This window comes from Gordonia sp. (in: high G+C Gram-positive bacteria), from assembly GCF_049647785.1.
GTDB lineage: Bacteria > Actinomycetota > Actinomycetes > Mycobacteriales > Mycobacteriaceae > Gordonia.
In genome coordinates this window covers 51,419-64,976 of the sequence record NZ_JBARYI010000029.1, presented here as the reverse complement: position 1 = coordinate 64,976, position 13,558 = coordinate 51,419, and the positions used below count along the sequence as shown (strand labels likewise).

The 13,558-nt window shown below is 62.4% G+C and carries 16 protein-coding genes and 1 tRNA gene; 11 read left to right on the top strand and 6 right to left on the bottom strand.

Going from position 1 to position 13,558, the window contains the following annotated elements; all coding sequences use genetic code 11:
- Nucleotides 1-124 precede the first annotated feature (124 nt).
- Nucleotides 125-1,141: an alpha/beta hydrolase family protein gene (locus WBA38_RS04440; protein ID WP_424322184.1), complete on the bottom strand. Its 1,017-nt coding sequence runs from the start codon at nucleotides 1,139-1,141 to the stop codon at nucleotides 125-127.
- Between the two features lie 95 nt (nucleotides 1,142-1,236).
- A complete protein-coding gene (locus WBA38_RS04435) occupies nucleotides 1,237-2,880 on the bottom strand; it encodes a long-chain fatty acid--CoA ligase (RefSeq protein ID WP_424293827.1) in 1,644 nt (547 codons plus the stop codon).
- 174 nt (nucleotides 2,881-3,054) lie between these two features.
- Here WBA38_RS04435 and WBA38_RS04430 point away from each other — a divergent pair, with 174 nt between their 5' ends.
- The 6 genes from WBA38_RS04430 to WBA38_RS04405 are packed head-to-tail and all read left to right on the top strand — an operon-like array spanning nucleotide 3,055 to nucleotide 7,145.
- Entirely contained in the window at nucleotides 3,055-3,633 is a 579-nt protein-coding gene (locus WBA38_RS04430) for a QsdR family transcriptional regulator (RefSeq protein WP_424293828.1), read from the top strand.
- Nucleotides 3,633-3,929: a hypothetical protein gene (locus tag WBA38_RS04425; RefSeq protein ID WP_424293829.1), complete on the top strand. Its 297-nt coding sequence runs from the start codon at nucleotides 3,633-3,635 to the stop codon at nucleotides 3,927-3,929. Before WBA38_RS04430 ends, WBA38_RS04425 begins: the two co-directional genes overlap by 1 nt.
- Nucleotides 3,926-4,981 (top strand): alpha/beta fold hydrolase, encoded by a 1,056-nt coding sequence (locus WBA38_RS04420; RefSeq protein WP_424322183.1) that lies wholly within the window; start codon nucleotides 3,926-3,928, stop codon nucleotides 4,979-4,981. Before WBA38_RS04425 ends, WBA38_RS04420 begins: the two co-directional genes overlap by 4 nt.
- A gap of 2 nt (nucleotides 4,982-4,983) precedes the next feature.
- The gene (locus WBA38_RS04415; RefSeq protein WP_424293831.1) at nucleotides 4,984-5,514 is read left to right on the top strand and encodes an N-acetyltransferase family protein; all 531 of its coding nucleotides are present in this window, start codon (nucleotides 4,984-4,986) and stop codon (nucleotides 5,512-5,514) included.
- Nucleotides 5,515-5,572: 58 nt separating this feature from the next.
- On the top strand, nucleotides 5,573-6,340 hold the full coding sequence (locus WBA38_RS04410) for an SDR family NAD(P)-dependent oxidoreductase (RefSeq protein ID WP_424293832.1): 768 nt from the start codon (nucleotides 5,573-5,575) through the stop codon (nucleotides 6,338-6,340).
- A 13-nt stretch (nucleotides 6,341-6,353) separates the two neighbouring features.
- Nucleotides 6,354-7,145, top strand: coding sequence for an alpha/beta hydrolase (locus WBA38_RS04405; protein ID WP_424322182.1), 792 nt, complete (start codon nucleotides 6,354-6,356; stop codon nucleotides 7,143-7,145).
- Nucleotides 7,146-7,161: 16 nt separating this feature from the next.
- Here the strand turns inward: WBA38_RS04405 and WBA38_RS04400 are convergent, their stop codons facing one another.
- On the bottom strand, nucleotides 7,162-7,518 hold the full coding sequence (locus tag WBA38_RS04400; protein WP_424293834.1) for a DUF488 domain-containing protein: 357 nt from the start codon (nucleotides 7,516-7,518) through the stop codon (nucleotides 7,162-7,164).
- 154 nt (nucleotides 7,519-7,672) lie between these two features.
- Between WBA38_RS04400 and WBA38_RS04395 the strand changes: the two genes are divergently transcribed.
- Both WBA38_RS04395 and WBA38_RS04390 read left to right on the top strand, forming a co-directional pair.
- A complete protein-coding gene (locus tag WBA38_RS04395; protein ID WP_424322217.1) occupies nucleotides 7,673-7,915 on the top strand; it encodes a hypothetical protein in 243 nt (80 codons plus the stop codon).
- A 53-nt stretch (nucleotides 7,916-7,968) separates the two neighbouring features.
- A complete protein-coding gene (locus WBA38_RS04390; protein WP_424293835.1) occupies nucleotides 7,969-8,124 on the top strand; it encodes a hypothetical protein in 156 nt (51 codons plus the stop codon).
- An 85-nt stretch (nucleotides 8,125-8,209) separates the two neighbouring features.
- Here WBA38_RS04390 and WBA38_RS04385 read toward each other — a convergent pair whose 3' ends face one another.
- The 3 genes from WBA38_RS04385 to WBA38_RS04375 are packed head-to-tail and all read right to left on the bottom strand — an operon-like array spanning nucleotide 8,210 to nucleotide 10,747.
- Nucleotides 8,210-9,253, bottom strand: a complete 1,044-nt coding sequence (locus tag WBA38_RS04385; RefSeq protein ID WP_424293836.1) for an ABC transporter permease — start codon at nucleotides 9,251-9,253, stop codon at nucleotides 8,210-8,212.
- A gap of 1 nt (nucleotide 9,254) precedes the next feature.
- Entirely contained in the window at nucleotides 9,255-10,124 is an 870-nt protein-coding gene (locus WBA38_RS04380; RefSeq protein WP_424293837.1) for an ABC transporter ATP-binding protein, read from the bottom strand.
- Complete coding sequence (locus WBA38_RS04375) at nucleotides 10,121-10,747, bottom strand: alpha/beta hydrolase (RefSeq protein ID WP_424322181.1); 627 nt, start codon at nucleotides 10,745-10,747, stop codon at nucleotides 10,121-10,123. Before WBA38_RS04375 ends, WBA38_RS04380 begins: the two co-directional genes overlap by 4 nt.
- Before the next feature lie 134 nt (nucleotides 10,748-10,881).
- On the opposite strand from WBA38_RS04375, the gene pgm reads away from it, so the two are divergent.
- The 3 genes from pgm to WBA38_RS04360 all read left to right on the top strand — a co-directional run bounded on the left by pgm (nucleotide 10,882) and on the right by WBA38_RS04360 (nucleotide 13,462).
- On the top strand, nucleotides 10,882-12,528 hold the full coding sequence (gene pgm, locus WBA38_RS04370; protein ID WP_424293839.1) for a phosphoglucomutase (alpha-D-glucose-1,6-bisphosphate-dependent): 1,647 nt from the start codon (nucleotides 10,882-10,884) through the stop codon (nucleotides 12,526-12,528).
- Nucleotides 12,529-12,558: 30 nt separating this feature from the next.
- Nucleotides 12,559-13,287 (top strand): DsbA family protein, encoded by a 729-nt coding sequence (locus tag WBA38_RS04365; protein WP_424322180.1) that lies wholly within the window; start codon nucleotides 12,559-12,561, stop codon nucleotides 13,285-13,287.
- Nucleotides 13,288-13,389: 102 nt separating this feature from the next.
- A tRNA-Ala gene (locus tag WBA38_RS04360) sits at nucleotides 13,390-13,462 on the top strand.
- The last annotated feature ends 96 nt before the right edge of the window (nucleotides 13,463-13,558 follow it).

Genomic DNA, 13,558 nt, shown 5'->3' with positions numbered 1-13,558 from the left:
AGAACACAGTCTTCAGAAGTTCGAAGACGTGCGGGTTTTCAGTGATAGCCGTCCACAATGCTGCATCCATGAGAATCTCGCTTCCTTGTCGATCGTTCAAATTACCCAACACGACGTTACGCGGTTAAGCGATGGCGTGCTTGGCGAAGATCCGGAGGGTGTCCAAATAACCGGGTGCGTACACGCTCGTTGGCGCGAATAACGTGCGTGCGGACACGCGAAAGTCGTCCCGGTATTCGATCTGATTGCGGGTGATGATGTGTGTGGCATCGGCGAAAGTCTTGACAGTTAGCAGGTCGGAACGCATTTTGCTGCGATAGAGGTTTTCTGTCTGAGCAATGTCGACTGCACGATCTTCGCCACCGAGCACGAGAAGGAGCGGCGTCGAGATCCGTGCCACAGCATTGGCGGCATCGGCGCGGAAGTTTCGCTCAGCGAAGGCGAACGCGGGCGCGAGCATCGGTGGCGAATCGATGCCCGACCGCACATAGGTCTGATAGTTGGAGCCGCTTTCCAAGAGGGTGAAGAACCGGTCTCGGCGATCGACGGCCACCGCCACCTCGGTGGCGCTGTCACCGCGGGCCGTCAGATCGGCGCGCACGGCAAAGAGGCGATCGTGGATCCAGTTCGTCGATGGGCCGACGAGGGTCGCGAAACGTATGTCGCTGCGCGCCGCGAGCACCTCTGGCACGACGAACCCCGCCTGGCCTTCACCCCAAATCCCGATACGAGTCGTGTCCAGGTCTGGCCGTTTGTAGGCCCAGGAGATGACCGACTGCACTTCGGAGACCCGATCGTGAATCGTTTGGTTGAGCCAGTTGCCGGGAGCACCGTCGACTCCGGGCTTATCCCAGCTGAGAACCGCGAAACCGGCTTTGGCGTATGCGTCCCAGATGGGTCGGTAGGTGCCGGTGTCCGCATCGTTCGGTCCGCGGTCCTGGACAAAAATCACGACACCGTGCGGGTTGGCATCTTGGACTGGTTTAGCGAGGACGGCGTGGAGCTCACTACGCGGACCTTCGATGGTCACGTGTTCTTCGGCAATCGCATAGTCCTTCGCGACCAGTAGCCAAACCACGAGGCCTAACGCCAGCGCCAGAATGGTGCCGAGTGCCGCGAGGGCCATCTTCTTGCGACTCACTCACGCGAGTCTAGACCGAGCTCCGGAGATGTGAAGAGCCCGGTTACCGCGAGGGTAACCGGGCTCTTCACGGGGCAAATTGTCGGCCGTTTACGTCACTCCTGCGGCTGGCCGAGGATCTGGTAGTCGCCCTCCGCGTAGTGCTGGCGCACACGCTTCTTATCGAACTTGCCGACCGACGTCTTGGGGACCTCGGTGACGAACGACCAGCGCTCGGGGATCTGCCAGCGAGGAACCAGGTCTTCGAGGTAGGCGCGCTGGGCATCGACGTCGGCGTCGTCTTCGCTGCGGACCACAGCCAACACAAACGGGCGCTCGTCCCACTTGGCGTCGGGCACGCCGATGACGGTGGCTTCGACGATCGTCGGGTTCGAGGCGATGACATTCTCAAGTTCGACCGACGAAATCCACTCACCACCGGTCTTGATCATGTCCTTGGCACGGTCGACGATCGTCATGAAGCCGTTCGGAGTGACGGTCGCGACGTCGCCGGTGCGCAGCCAGCCGTTGTTGAACTTCGCCGGGTCGGTGACGTTACCGTCCGGCTGGAAGTACGAACCGGTAATCCAGGGACCAGCCACTTCGAGTTCACCCTGGGCAATGCCGTCCCAGGGGAGTTCTTCGCCGTTGTCGCCGATGATGCGCGCGGCCACCGGAGCCGGGAAGCGTCCCTGCGTAACGCGGTACGGGAAGGCGTCGTCGCCCTCAATGCCGGCCGGCGGGCGAGCGATGGTGCCCAACGGCGAGGTTTCGGTCATGCCCCATGCGTGCACAATCGGGACGCCATAGCCGTCGAACTTGGTGATCATCGACGGCGGAACCGCGGCACCGCCCACAATGACCTCACGCAGGTGCGTGATGTCCTGCGGGTTCGCGTCGAGCATCGCCGAAACACCAGCCCAAATGGTCGGGACGGCAGCGGCGAGGGTGGGCTTGGTGGCGGCCATCATCGCCAACAGCGGCTCCGGCTGCAGGAAGCGGTCAGGCATGACGACGGTGGAACCGGCAAACATGGCGGCGTAAGGCAGGCCCCACGACATGACGTGGAACATCGGAACGATGGCCAGCATCGAGTCCCGGTTCGACAGTCCCATGCCGGTGGTCGACGTCACCAGCAGCGAATGCAAGTAGATGCTGCGGTGCGAGTAGACGACGCCCTTCGGGTCGCCGGTGGTGCCCGACGTGTAGCACATGACGGCGGCGGCGTTCTCGTCCAACGCGGGCCAGTCGTAGGTGGTGGGTTCGCCCGCGATCAGGTCGGCGTAGGCGTGCACGGTGATGTGGTCGGGCGCGGTGAGGGCTTCGACTGGGCCGTTCACGACCACGACGTGCTGGAGGTTCGGCGTGCCCTGAAGGTACGGCGACAGCAGCGGCGCCACAGAGGCGTCGACAAAGATCACCTTGTCGTCGGCGTGGTTGATGATGAAAATGGCCTGCTCGGGCGAGAGACGCAGGTTCAGGGTGTGCAGGACTGCGCCCATCGACGGGACGCCGGCGTACAGCGCTTGGTGTTCGGCGTTGTTCCACATGAAGGTGGCGACACGATCGCCGACGCCGATTCCGAGCTTGGCGAGTGCGTTCGCGATCTGGGCACCCTGATTGCCGATGTCGGCAAACGATGTGTCGCGAGCACCATTTTCAGTCCAGGTGACGATCTTCGCCTCGGGGAAGACTTTCCGGCTGTACTCGACTAACCCCGAGATCAAAAGATCTCCGTGCTGCATCGTCGTCTCAATCATCTATGTCTCCTCTGTCCGCCGTCGCACTTCTGATGTGCCACCGTATTTGCTCCAACATGGGCCAGGTCACTCACCCATAGGATAATGTTCCTGACTATAGGAGATTGTGCACCATTTTGCCGAAATGGTGCACGGCGCGTCGGAGTGCAGTGTCGGGGAGGAGGCGAGTGCGGAATGATCGATCACGGTGCCATCCTCGTAGCAGCGCGCGAGGCATTCATTGCGCGTGGACGCATCGAGGTCGGCGAACTCGCGCAGATTGTCGGGGTCAACCGCAGCACTATCTACCGCCGTTTCAAGGGTCGCGACGGGTTGCTCGCCGAAGTGATTTGGTCGATGTGTGAGGTGGCTCTCGACACATCCGAGCAACGTGCGCCGGGTGTCGGCGCCGTCAAAATCGCCAATACGCTCGGCGAGTTTGCGGCGATTGCCAACCGAGATAGTGCTTTTCGCGCATTTTTGGCCCGCGAGCCTGAACGGGCCTTCAAAGTGTTGACCACGCGGGCCGGTGGGGTGCAACCGCGCATTGTCGGTCGGGTAGCCCAAATGTTGGACGAGCAAGGACACGCTGGCGAATTGGAGCCGGGTTTGCCGATTCCCGATCTGGCGTTGATTTTGGTGCGCATCACCGAGACCTTTGTCTATGCGAACCTCATTACCGGCGAAGCGCCGGACGCGGTGAAGGTTCAGCAGGCTTGCGCAGCGATGCTCGGTGCTCCCGCTCGCAACACAGAAATTCGGAGGGCTGGCTGATGGAACTGTCGTTGCGTGGGGTGTACGACGCCGTCGAGAAGCGGCTAACGCCGGTGGTCGAAGACGTCGTTCATTCGGATGAGTTTCGTACGGCCAACTCGGTGGTCGGTGGACTGCAGCGATCGATCGTCCGCGGGGTTCACGATGCCGCCGCATCGGTGCTGCACGCGGTGAACCTGCCAGCGGGCACCGACGTCAAGAAACTCCGCAGACAGATCGGCGAATTGGACTACGAAGTGCGCCGACTGCGGATGGAACTCGAGGCGCGCGAGGCAAAACTGCGTGACCGGCAATGAGCATCATCGATCGGGTGCGGCGCGAGGTGGAACGCAATGCGCTGCGTGCCCGTAACGGAATCAAGATGGCAGCTGGTATCTCGAGTGTCGAGACTGGCCAGACTCCTCGCGATCTCGTGTGGCGCAACGGTCGAGCGAGCCTGTATCGGTACCGAAACGACGACATTCGCTACCGCCCTCCGCTGCTGATCGTGTTCAGCATGATCTCCAAGGCGTACATCCTCGATCTCGCGCCGGGAAACAGCTTCATTGAGCATCTCCTGCACGGCGGGTTTGACGTGTATCTCCTCGATTGGGGAGAGGCCGATGAGCGGGATGCCCTCAACGGTTTCGAGTACTACGTCGATGGCGTTATCCCGGCAGCGGTCCGCGAAGTCTGTGACCGCTCGAAAGCCGACGAGGTGAGCATCCTCGGCTACTGTTTCGGCGGCGTCTTCACCCTGCTTCACGGCGCCCATCACCCGGATTCGCCGGTGCGAACGCACACCGTGATGGCCTGCCCAGTGGACCTGGAACCCATGGACATCGGCGTCTCGATGCTGGGCGGCGCTGACATCGAGGAACTTCTCGATGACAACGGCAACGTGCCCGCAGACGTCGTGTACTCCGCTTTCCGGTCGCTCACTCCGACGGCCGACATCACCGGTTACGTCGATCTGTTGGAAAAACTGTGGAACGACGACTACGTCAAGGCCTATCAGGCGATGAATGGGTGGGCCAGTGACCATGTGCCCCTCGCCGGAGAGCTCGCACGCCAACTTGTCGATCAGTTGCTCGAACGCAATGCCTTGGTCAATGGGACGTTTGTCCTCGACGGCGACCGAGTCAGTTTGAAGGCCATCAAGGTCCCGTTCCTGGCGGTACTCGGGGAGAAGGACCACATCGTGCCTGCTGCTGCCGCCTCCCCGGTCATGGATCTCGTCGGCTCAGAGCAGAAAACGGAGCTACGGTTGCCCGCCGGGCACATCGGACTCGTGGTTGGCCGCACGGCGGCCAAGACGACAGTTCCAACCATCATCGACTTCCTCCAGAAGCAAAGCGAGGAGCTGTAGAAATGTCTGTTGAAATCCGCACGATCACCGCAGATGACATCGGCCGACTGGGAGCCATGTTCGCGCGACTATCGGACCTCGACCTCACGTTGATCCGTGAGAACGTCCACGACATCGAACATGTCGCAGCCCTTGCGACCGGATCAGATCTGCGATGGGTCGCTGTCAACGGCGACCAAGTCGTCGGGTGGGCTGCGGTCAATCGGTTGCCTGGTTGGTCCGATCACGTCGGTGAACTACGGATCGTCGTCGACCCGGCCGCCCGCGGTGGCGGCACCGGCCGAGACTTGGCCAAGCAGGCGTTGCGGTCCGGATTCGGTGCGGGCCTGGGCAAAATCGTCATCGAACTCACCACTGATCAGGAACCGATCATCGAGATGTTCTCGAGGCTCGGATTCACCGGTGAAGCTCTGCTTCGGGACCACATTCGCGATCGCGACGGGGAACTGCGCGACCTCATTGTCTTAGCGCACCATTCGCGCGAAGGCCTCGATACCCTCGGGGCAATTGGAGTCGTGGACGCTCTCGGATGAGAGCCTTTGCCGACCGCCTTTCAACGTAATAGTTCGAAACTGATCAGGAGAACCTTTCATGTCTGCAGTCCTCGACAGCTTCCGCCTGGACGGCAAAGTCGCCCTCGTGACCGGCGCATCGAGCGGTCTGGGTGTCGGCTTCGCCAAGGCGCTCGCCGGTGTTGGTGCCGACGTCGTACTGGCGGCCCGACGCGCAGACCGTCTCGAGGAGACGAAGGCGGCCGTGGAGGCACTCGGCCGTCGCGCCGTCGCCGTCAGTACCGATGTGTCTGACCCCGATCAGTGCACCGTGGCCGCCGAAGCCGCCATCGCCGAATTCGGTCGCCTCGACATCCTCGTCAACAATGCTGGCGTCGCCAGTTCGGTGCCCGCGCTCCGTGAAGCACCGGACGACTTCCGCAGGGTGATGGATATCAACCTAAACGGCACCTACTGGATGGCGCAGGCGTGCGCGAGGGTGATGCAGCCGGGGAGTTCCATCGTCAACATCGCGAGCATCCTCGGAATTACGAGCGTCCTGATGCCGCAGGCCGCGTATTCGGCAAGTAAGTCCGCTGTCATCGGACTCACCCGAGATCTCGCTCAGCAATGGACGCCGCGCAAGGGGATTCGCGTCAACGCCCTCGCTCCAGGCTTCTTCGAATCCGAGATGACCGGCGAGTTCGAGGACGGCGTCCTGGAGAAGTACGTGGTGCCGCGCACCCTCTTCGGTCGCTTGGGCGACGCAGGCGAATTGGATTCGGCACTGGTTTTCCTCGCCAGCGATGCCAGCAGCTACATGTCGGGGATTACGTTGCCGGTCGACGGCGGAATGTTGACCAACTAAAGGTAGGAATGTCATGCACGGACTGACACGGAGCGACCCGCGGGCGTCGGCACCCAAACCGGGGCTGGCTTTGACGTCGACGGACTTTTCGCGGTCATTGTGGGAACTAGCTGGCTACGCCTGGACTTGGCCAGCCATGACGACCGCTCCAGTCAGTTCCGATTCCCAGCCCGTCCTGGTTCTGCCGGGGCTGGCGACGTCGGACCTGACCACCGCCCCCTTGCGGGCCACCCTGGCCAATCTTGGGTACCCCACGTACGGCTGGAAGTCGGGCGTCAATCTCGGCCCGACCACGCGGATCTTGGATGGTATGCGCGCGCGACTCAATGAGGTGTACCGGCGGCACGGGCAGCCGGTCAGCTTAATTGGGTGGAGTCTCGGCGGTATTTTTGCCCGCGAACTCGCGCGCGAGACTCCAGAGATGGTCAGGCAGGTCATTACGCTGGGGAGTCCGTTCCGCATGCAGACGCACAATCAGAGTCGCGCGAAGCCGGTGTACCAGTTGCTAACCCCACTGCATGCCCGGCGGCTCGAAACACCGCTGGAGGCTGATGCCGAGCCACTATCGATGCCTACCACCTCGTTCTACAGCAGACTGGATGGGGTCGTGGCGTGGCAGGTCTGCCGCGACGACCCGTCGAACCTGCACGAGAACATCGAAGTTCTAAGCTCGCACCTGGGTTTTGGCCATAATCTGGCGGCCGTGTGGGGCATCGCCGATCGCCTCGCTCTTCCGTCAGCGACGCCAGCGCCTTTCCGTCCGCCATCCTGGTTGCGGTACGCGTTTCCACAGCACCGGGAATAGAGCTTGGGATCGTGCCTTAGGTGACCCCGAGGTCGGCCAACACTGCGACCAAGGTGGGGACTTCGCTGCGGTCGGGGTCCTTCATGGCGGTCGCAATCTCGACGTCGCCCGCCTTCGCCAACTCCACGAGTTCGGCGAGGGCATCGGCTTGTGGGCCGGGGGTTGCCAACTCGTCGCGGTAGCGCTCGGCAAACAAGTCGTACTGGTCGGTGTTGGCGTGATACCACTTGCGAAGGTCGCTCGACGGTGCCACTTCTTTGAGCCACCGGCCAATCCGCGGATCGTCTTTCCGGATACCTCGCGGCCACAGTCGGTCGACTAATACGCGGTTACCGTTCGGGGGGTCGTACACGCGGGCAATGGAAATCGTCATGATTGCGCCTTTCGTCTACCTGACTCTGACGCTACCCGTGAACAGCGACGTTGGGCGTCATCGGAGTAGCTTTTGCGGAGCACAGGACGTCGGTCGTGGGCGTCATGTTTCGGGACGGCCACGGTTGGGTACCCACGTTCCATCACAACGTGTGATGAACCGAAAGGTGGCGATGGCCGTGCGACGCAATAGCGGAATCTTGGGCGTGATCGTCCTCATCTGGCTGGTGATCGGCGTGGTCGCGGCAGTGCAGCGCGATTACTTCAAAGAATCGGACGCGAATTGCGCGACCGCGGGGACGATCGCGTTGACGATCGTCGCTGGGCCGCTGAACTACGCGGGTGTCAACCCCAAGGTCGATGACTGCGATGTCCAGATTCCGCAGCCGAGTGAATGAAACGGCCGACCAAATAAAATAGCCGAACTCTGCGTCGGCGGAATGGAAACGTAATGATTCTTCTTGGAGTTTTACTTCTGATTCTGGGCTTCGTGTTCTCGATCGCGATCTTGACCTACGTCGGCGTCGCGCTCATTGTCATTGGAGCGGTTCTCTGGGTTCTCGGAGCCGTCGGTCGCCCGATTGCGGGACGAAAAGTCTGGTACTGACGGCTCCGTTCGGACGATCGGTCGCGAGTGAACGAGGGAGTTCGGCGAGGCATCGGCCTGTCGGCCGAGGGCTGCCAACGGGTCGCTATGCCACCCGCACACCTTTGGCGAGTTTGTGCGCGGGGACGCGCAACCGGCGGCTCGCGACCGACAAACCGAGTGCGCCGAGGACCATGTTGAAGATCAAACCGATGTACCAACTGGTGCCGATAAAACGGGTCTCATGGACCTGCCTGCCGTATCGGTAGTCGCCGTATTCTTCCAGGCAAACGCTCCCCTTGAGGTACGGGCCGGACCGAGCGATCGACAACCCCGCAGCGGGGAGCGATGAAGCGGACTCGCCGTATTCTGCCGGTCCGCGTTCGACGCCGCTGGCGATTGCATCGGAGACGATCAGGAGGGGGTTGGCGGCCAGCAGCCACCAAGTCCGTTCGGTATGCAGAAAATCTTGGTTGACCTGGGCATTCGTGCATTCGCCAGGCGTTTCCGGAGAGTGGCTAGAGGTTGTCACCTCATGGCTCTGCGTGACTAGCGGCAACGTCATGCCGAATAGGATGGGCAGGCCCACGAGCAAGAGAAGGACCGTCGACTGCGTCAGCATTGCCGACGCAGCAGGACGTGCGGTGAGCGATGAGAAACCCAAACCAATCGCGCAATAGCAGCCGAGCAAGATCGCCAGCACAACGATGCCCAGCACCGCACCCAGCAGTGAGACTGGCCCGGTAAACACACCCCAGAGGAGATACGGTGCGGCGACTGCGATCAGTGCGAGCGAGGCCAACCACGAGCCCAACCACTTGCCGACCGCCAATTCCGTCGATGTGATGGGGGTGGCCTGGATGACGGCGAGGGTGGCATCACGCCGGTCGCCATTAATTGACGTCGCAGACATCGTTGGGGCGGCGACCAAACCCAGGAAGAGCACAATGCCGAGGGCAAGGTCGAACAGGAACCGAGACCACGCCGCGTAGGTGCCGCCCACCATGAGGGTGAGTCCGAGTGAGCCGAGGATCAGTAAGCTGATGAGGGCAAATAGGATGCCGAGCGTCCATTTCCACTTGGTGGAGCGGATGCGCTGGCGAATTTCCAGGCTGGCGATCGTGGTGGCGGCCGAAACGTTGAATGGCATGTCAGGTCCGATCCGCGTCGAGGTTGAGGTAGGCCTGTTCGAGGCCGCTACCGGTCCTTGAGAACTCGGCGACCTGATGGCCGGCGGCCACCAGCCCGGCCAGGTAGCTGGCGGCAGCGGCATCGTCGCGCAGTTCGATGGTTGCGACTTGGTTGGGGGCTTGTCCCACCAGGCGAATCCGCCAACTCGTTGCCCGTGTGGGCGGCGGAACCTGGGTGGTGCCGTGCGTCATCATGACGATGTCGTCGGACATTTCATCGAGTTCGGCCAGAATGTGCGACGAAACCAGTACCGCCGCTCCGGAGTCGGCGACTGCGCGGAGCAAGGATCGCAATTCAATCCGTGAGCGCGGATCCATCCCGGACGCGGGTTCGTCGAGGAGGAGAATCCGCGGCGCATTGATGAGGGCCCGCGCAAGTCCCAGTCGCTGCTTTTGTCCACGAGAAAGGCCGGAGGCCGGATGATCGGCGAACGGTTCCAAATGCACCCGTGCGAGGAGATCGCGGGCGCGGGCATCGCAGGCCGACTTGTCGATGCCGTAGAGGCGACCGAAGGCGACCAGGATTTCATGGGGCGTCAACGATTCCCACGTTCCGAAGGTATCGGGCATCCAGCCGATCGCGGACCGCAGACGCCGGTGGTCGACAGGTTCGTTGTCGAGCATGATGGCTCCGCCATCGGGTGCGAGCAGTCCGGCAAGCATCAGCAAGAGCGTCGTCTTGCCTGCGCCGTTGGGTCCGACGAGGCCGGTAATACGGCCCGGGTGGAGCGCGATATCGACATGGCTGACGGCCCGATGCTGCCCGAAGGACCGTGACAGCGCCGAGGTGGCGAGGACCGGGGACATTCCCGGCGGGGGCGGAGTGGTCACGGGCGATCTCCCAGCGTGTTGGCGACAAAGTCGAGAGCTTGACGTTGCCACAGCCCGACGTGGTCGAGCATGGGGTGACCACCGCCGGGAATGGACACAAATTCCGCGTCGAATCCGCGGGCCGCCAACTCGGCGATGCCTTTGCGGGTGCGAGGCGCGCGGGTCACGGTGTCGGCGTCGCCGTGGATGGCACGCACGCGGACACCGTCGCGAATGTATTGCCAATCGGCGAATTGCCACCATGGGGCCAGCGCGAGAATGCCGGTGACTCGGGGATCGGCACCCAAGTGCGCGGCAATCCGCCCGCCCATCGAGTGTCCGATCACGATGACGGGCACATCCGGGTAGCTGTTGGCGAGCCGATCGAGAGCCGCGCGGGCATAAGGCATAGGGCTCGCTTGCTCGCCGTTCCACCCGTAGACGCGGTACTGGGCTTGGCGAACGCGGACCCGAGGACCGAAGCGGGCCTGGATGGATGCGGTAAACGGGTACATGCGCACGGCGCTGCCCTGGAGGGGCGAAAACCGGCGGTAACTGAAATCAGTACCGCCGGGCAGCACCAGCACGGCAGCTTCGGGTGCGGGCAGTGCTGAGCGCACGGGTGCTAGCAAGGCATTGGCCATGTGCAACAGCATCCTCTGGACTTTCGGTGGACGTGGCCGGGCGGCCTGTTGAACGCCAGCGTATCCGGAAAGTACGACATACCGGCTGCGCGACGCCGTGTCAGTTGGGCCGCGGTGGGGCAGAATCGGGTGCTATGGCACACCCGAGAGCAGGCACCCCCGCAACACCTGACGATCTCATTGATGTCGCGGCGGTGGAGCGCGCGTACTACGACATCGCTCCCGATCCGACGAACGTCGACCAACGCGTGGCTTTTGGCACTTCTGGACACCGGGGATCGAGCTTGAACGGCGCGTTCAACGAGGCGCACGTGTTGGCGATGACGCAGGCGATCGTCGAATTTCGGGAACGCGCGGGTATTTCCGGACCGGTGTTCATCGGGTTCGATTCGCATGCGCTGTCGATTCCGGCGTGGCGGACGGCGCTCGAAGTCTTAGTCGGCAACGGGGTTTCAGTGTTCACCGCCGACGGTGACGGGTTTACCCCAACACCTGCTGTCTCTCGTGCGATCCTGCGCTTCAATTCCGAGATCCCCGGCGTGATGGCCGATGGAATCGTCGTGACCCCGTCGCACAATCCGCCCGCCGACGGTGGCTTCAAATACAACCCACCCAGCGGGGGACCCGCCGATACCGACATCACGTCGGTGATTGCGTCCCGCGCGAACGAAATCCTTGAAGGTGGGCTCCGCGACGTTCAGCGGGTGCCCTTTGAACGGGCACGGACGTCGGATCTCGTCATCGACTACCCGTTCCTCGGCGAGTACGTCACTGCGCTGGAGCAGGTCGTCGATATGGATGTGATTAGGGCGGCCGACGTGCACATCGGCGCTGATCCGCTCGGTGGGGCATCGGTCGAATACTGGGGCGAGATCAAAGACTTCTACCGCCTGGATTCGATGACCGTCGTGAACCCCAATACTGACCCGGCGTTCGGGTTCATGACCCTCGACACCGATGGCAAGATCCGGATGGACTGCAGCTCACCGAATGCAATGGCGTCGCTGATCGCCGCGCGGGAGTCGTACGATATCGCGACCGGCAACGACGCCGATGCCGACCGCCACGGGATCGTCACCTCCGATGCGGGGCTCATGAATCCGAACCATTATCTCGCGGTTGCGATCGACTACCTGTTTACGCACCGGGAGGACTGGCCGGCCACCGCGGCGATCGGGAAGACGCTGGTGTCGTCGTCGTTGATCGACCGCGTCGCTGCCGGAATCGGCCGCAAGTTGGTGGAAGTGCCCGTCGGGTTCAAGTACTTCGTCGACGGGTTGCTCGACGGCAGCATCGCCTTCGGTGGAGAGGAAAGCGCCGGGGCGTCATTCCTGACGATGCACGGCGGACCCTGGTCCACCGACAAGGATGGGCTCATCATGAACTTGCTGGCCAGCGAAATCTTGGCCGTGACGGGACAGTCGCCGTCCGAACGTTACGAGGAACTGGCAGAGCAGTACGGTCGCACCGCGTACGCGCGGATCGATGCGCCAGCCAATCGTGATCAGAAGGCACGACTCTCAGCGCTGTCGGCGAGCCAGGTGAGCGCGTCGGAGTTGGCGGGGGAGCCAATCACCGCGATCCTCACCGAAGCACCCGGAAACGGCGCGGCGATCGGTGGACTCAAGGTCACGACCGACAACGCATGGTTCGCGGCCCGGCCGTCGGGCACCGAGGACGTGTACAAGATTTACGCGGAGTCGTTTCATGGACCCGAGCACCTGGCGCGTGTGCAGGCGGAAGCGCAATCGTTGGTGGACGGTGTGCTCGGCAGCGACTGACGCTGGAGCGTTCCGGCTACAGTCGTTGTCGTGACCAACGCTAAGCGTCCTCGCGAGAATCCGAATTACGAGCCGCAGGCGGCCAGCAAACGGCCGTACTTTTTCATCGGACTAGGCCTGCTGGCCGTGACGGCGCTCATCGTTGGCGGAATCATCTTCACCAACAACAAGACCTACCCGCCGGTCGACGACAAGGTCCTCGCCCAGAATGCGTCATTCATTGTCGGTGACCGCACCGCGCCGAAGACGATTGACATCTTCGAGGACTTCAACTGCGAACACTGCAAGAAGTTCGAGGAACAGTCGGGAGCTGCGATCTGGGAGAACGTGATCGACGGCAAGATCCGTGTCCGCTACCACATGCTCAATTTCTTGGACGGTAACTCCAAGTCCGGCGACTACTCGTCGCGTGCGGCCGGAGCAGTGCTGTGCGTGGCACGCAACGACAACCGCGAGGTGTTTTGGAAGCTGCACTCGCAATTGTTCGAGAAGGCGGGCGACGACCTGAACAACCAGCAAATCGCTGCTCTCGCGGCGTCGGACGGTGCCAGCCCGGCCACCCAGGGGTGTATCGCGTCCGGCGAGCTGGTCGACGAAGGCCGCGACATGGCTTCCGCGTCGGAAACTCAGCTAAGCAACTCCACCGAAGGTCAGGTCGCCACCCCGTCCGTGCTCCTGGCTGGCAAGCAAGTGGAGCACATCATGGACGGCACAGCTTGGCTCGACGATCTCATCGCCGGGACTCAGCCGACGGGGTAGTCGTACGCTGCGGACCAGCCGATTTGGTCCGGCTCATCGGGTTACGGTAACTTAGCTAGCGCACTCGGCGGTGGAAACACTATGGTGCGAATAACTGAACACGGGGCTATGGCGCAGCTGGTAGCGCACCACACTGGCAGTGTGGGGGTCAGGGGTTCGAGTCCCCTTAGCTCCACTAGAAGATGCAGGTCAGAGACCTAAACCAGGCAAGACCGGACGATGGACACACTTCGTGGACACAAATCGTCCGGTCTTCCCTTGTAGAATGCGG

Coding starts and splice junctions, on each gene's coding strand:
- WBA38_RS04435 (WP_424293827.1), bottom strand. CDS start 2,880: ATGATTGAGACGACGATGCAGCACGGAGATCTTTTGATCTCGGGGTTA.
- WBA38_RS04430 (WP_424293828.1), top strand. CDS start 3,055: ATGATCGATCACGGTGCCATCCTCGTAGCAGCGCGCGAGGCATTCATT.
- WBA38_RS04425 (WP_424293829.1), top strand. CDS start 3,633: ATGGAACTGTCGTTGCGTGGGGTGTACGACGCCGTCGAGAAGCGGCTA.
- WBA38_RS04420 (WP_424322183.1), top strand. CDS start 3,926: ATGAGCATCATCGATCGGGTGCGGCGCGAGGTGGAACGCAATGCGCTG.
- WBA38_RS04415 (WP_424293831.1), top strand. CDS start 4,984: ATGTCTGTTGAAATCCGCACGATCACCGCAGATGACATCGGCCGACTG.
- WBA38_RS04410 (WP_424293832.1), top strand. CDS start 5,573: ATGTCTGCAGTCCTCGACAGCTTCCGCCTGGACGGCAAAGTCGCCCTC.
- WBA38_RS04405 (WP_424322182.1), top strand. CDS start 6,354: ATGCACGGACTGACACGGAGCGACCCGCGGGCGTCGGCACCCAAACCG.
- WBA38_RS04400 (WP_424293834.1), bottom strand. CDS start 7,518: ATGACGATTTCCATTGCCCGCGTGTACGACCCCCCGAACGGTAACCGC.
- WBA38_RS04395 (WP_424322217.1), top strand. CDS start 7,673: ATGAACCGAAAGGTGGCGATGGCCGTGCGACGCAATAGCGGAATCTTG.
- WBA38_RS04390 (WP_424293835.1), top strand. CDS start 7,969: ATGATTCTTCTTGGAGTTTTACTTCTGATTCTGGGCTTCGTGTTCTCG.
- WBA38_RS04385 (WP_424293836.1), bottom strand. CDS start 9,253: ATGCCATTCAACGTTTCGGCCGCCACCACGATCGCCAGCCTGGAAATT.
- WBA38_RS04375 (WP_424322181.1), bottom strand. CDS start 10,747: ATGGCCAATGCCTTGCTAGCACCCGTGCGCTCAGCACTGCCCGCACCC.
- pgm (WP_424293839.1), top strand. CDS start 10,882: ATGGCACACCCGAGAGCAGGCACCCCCGCAACACCTGACGATCTCATT.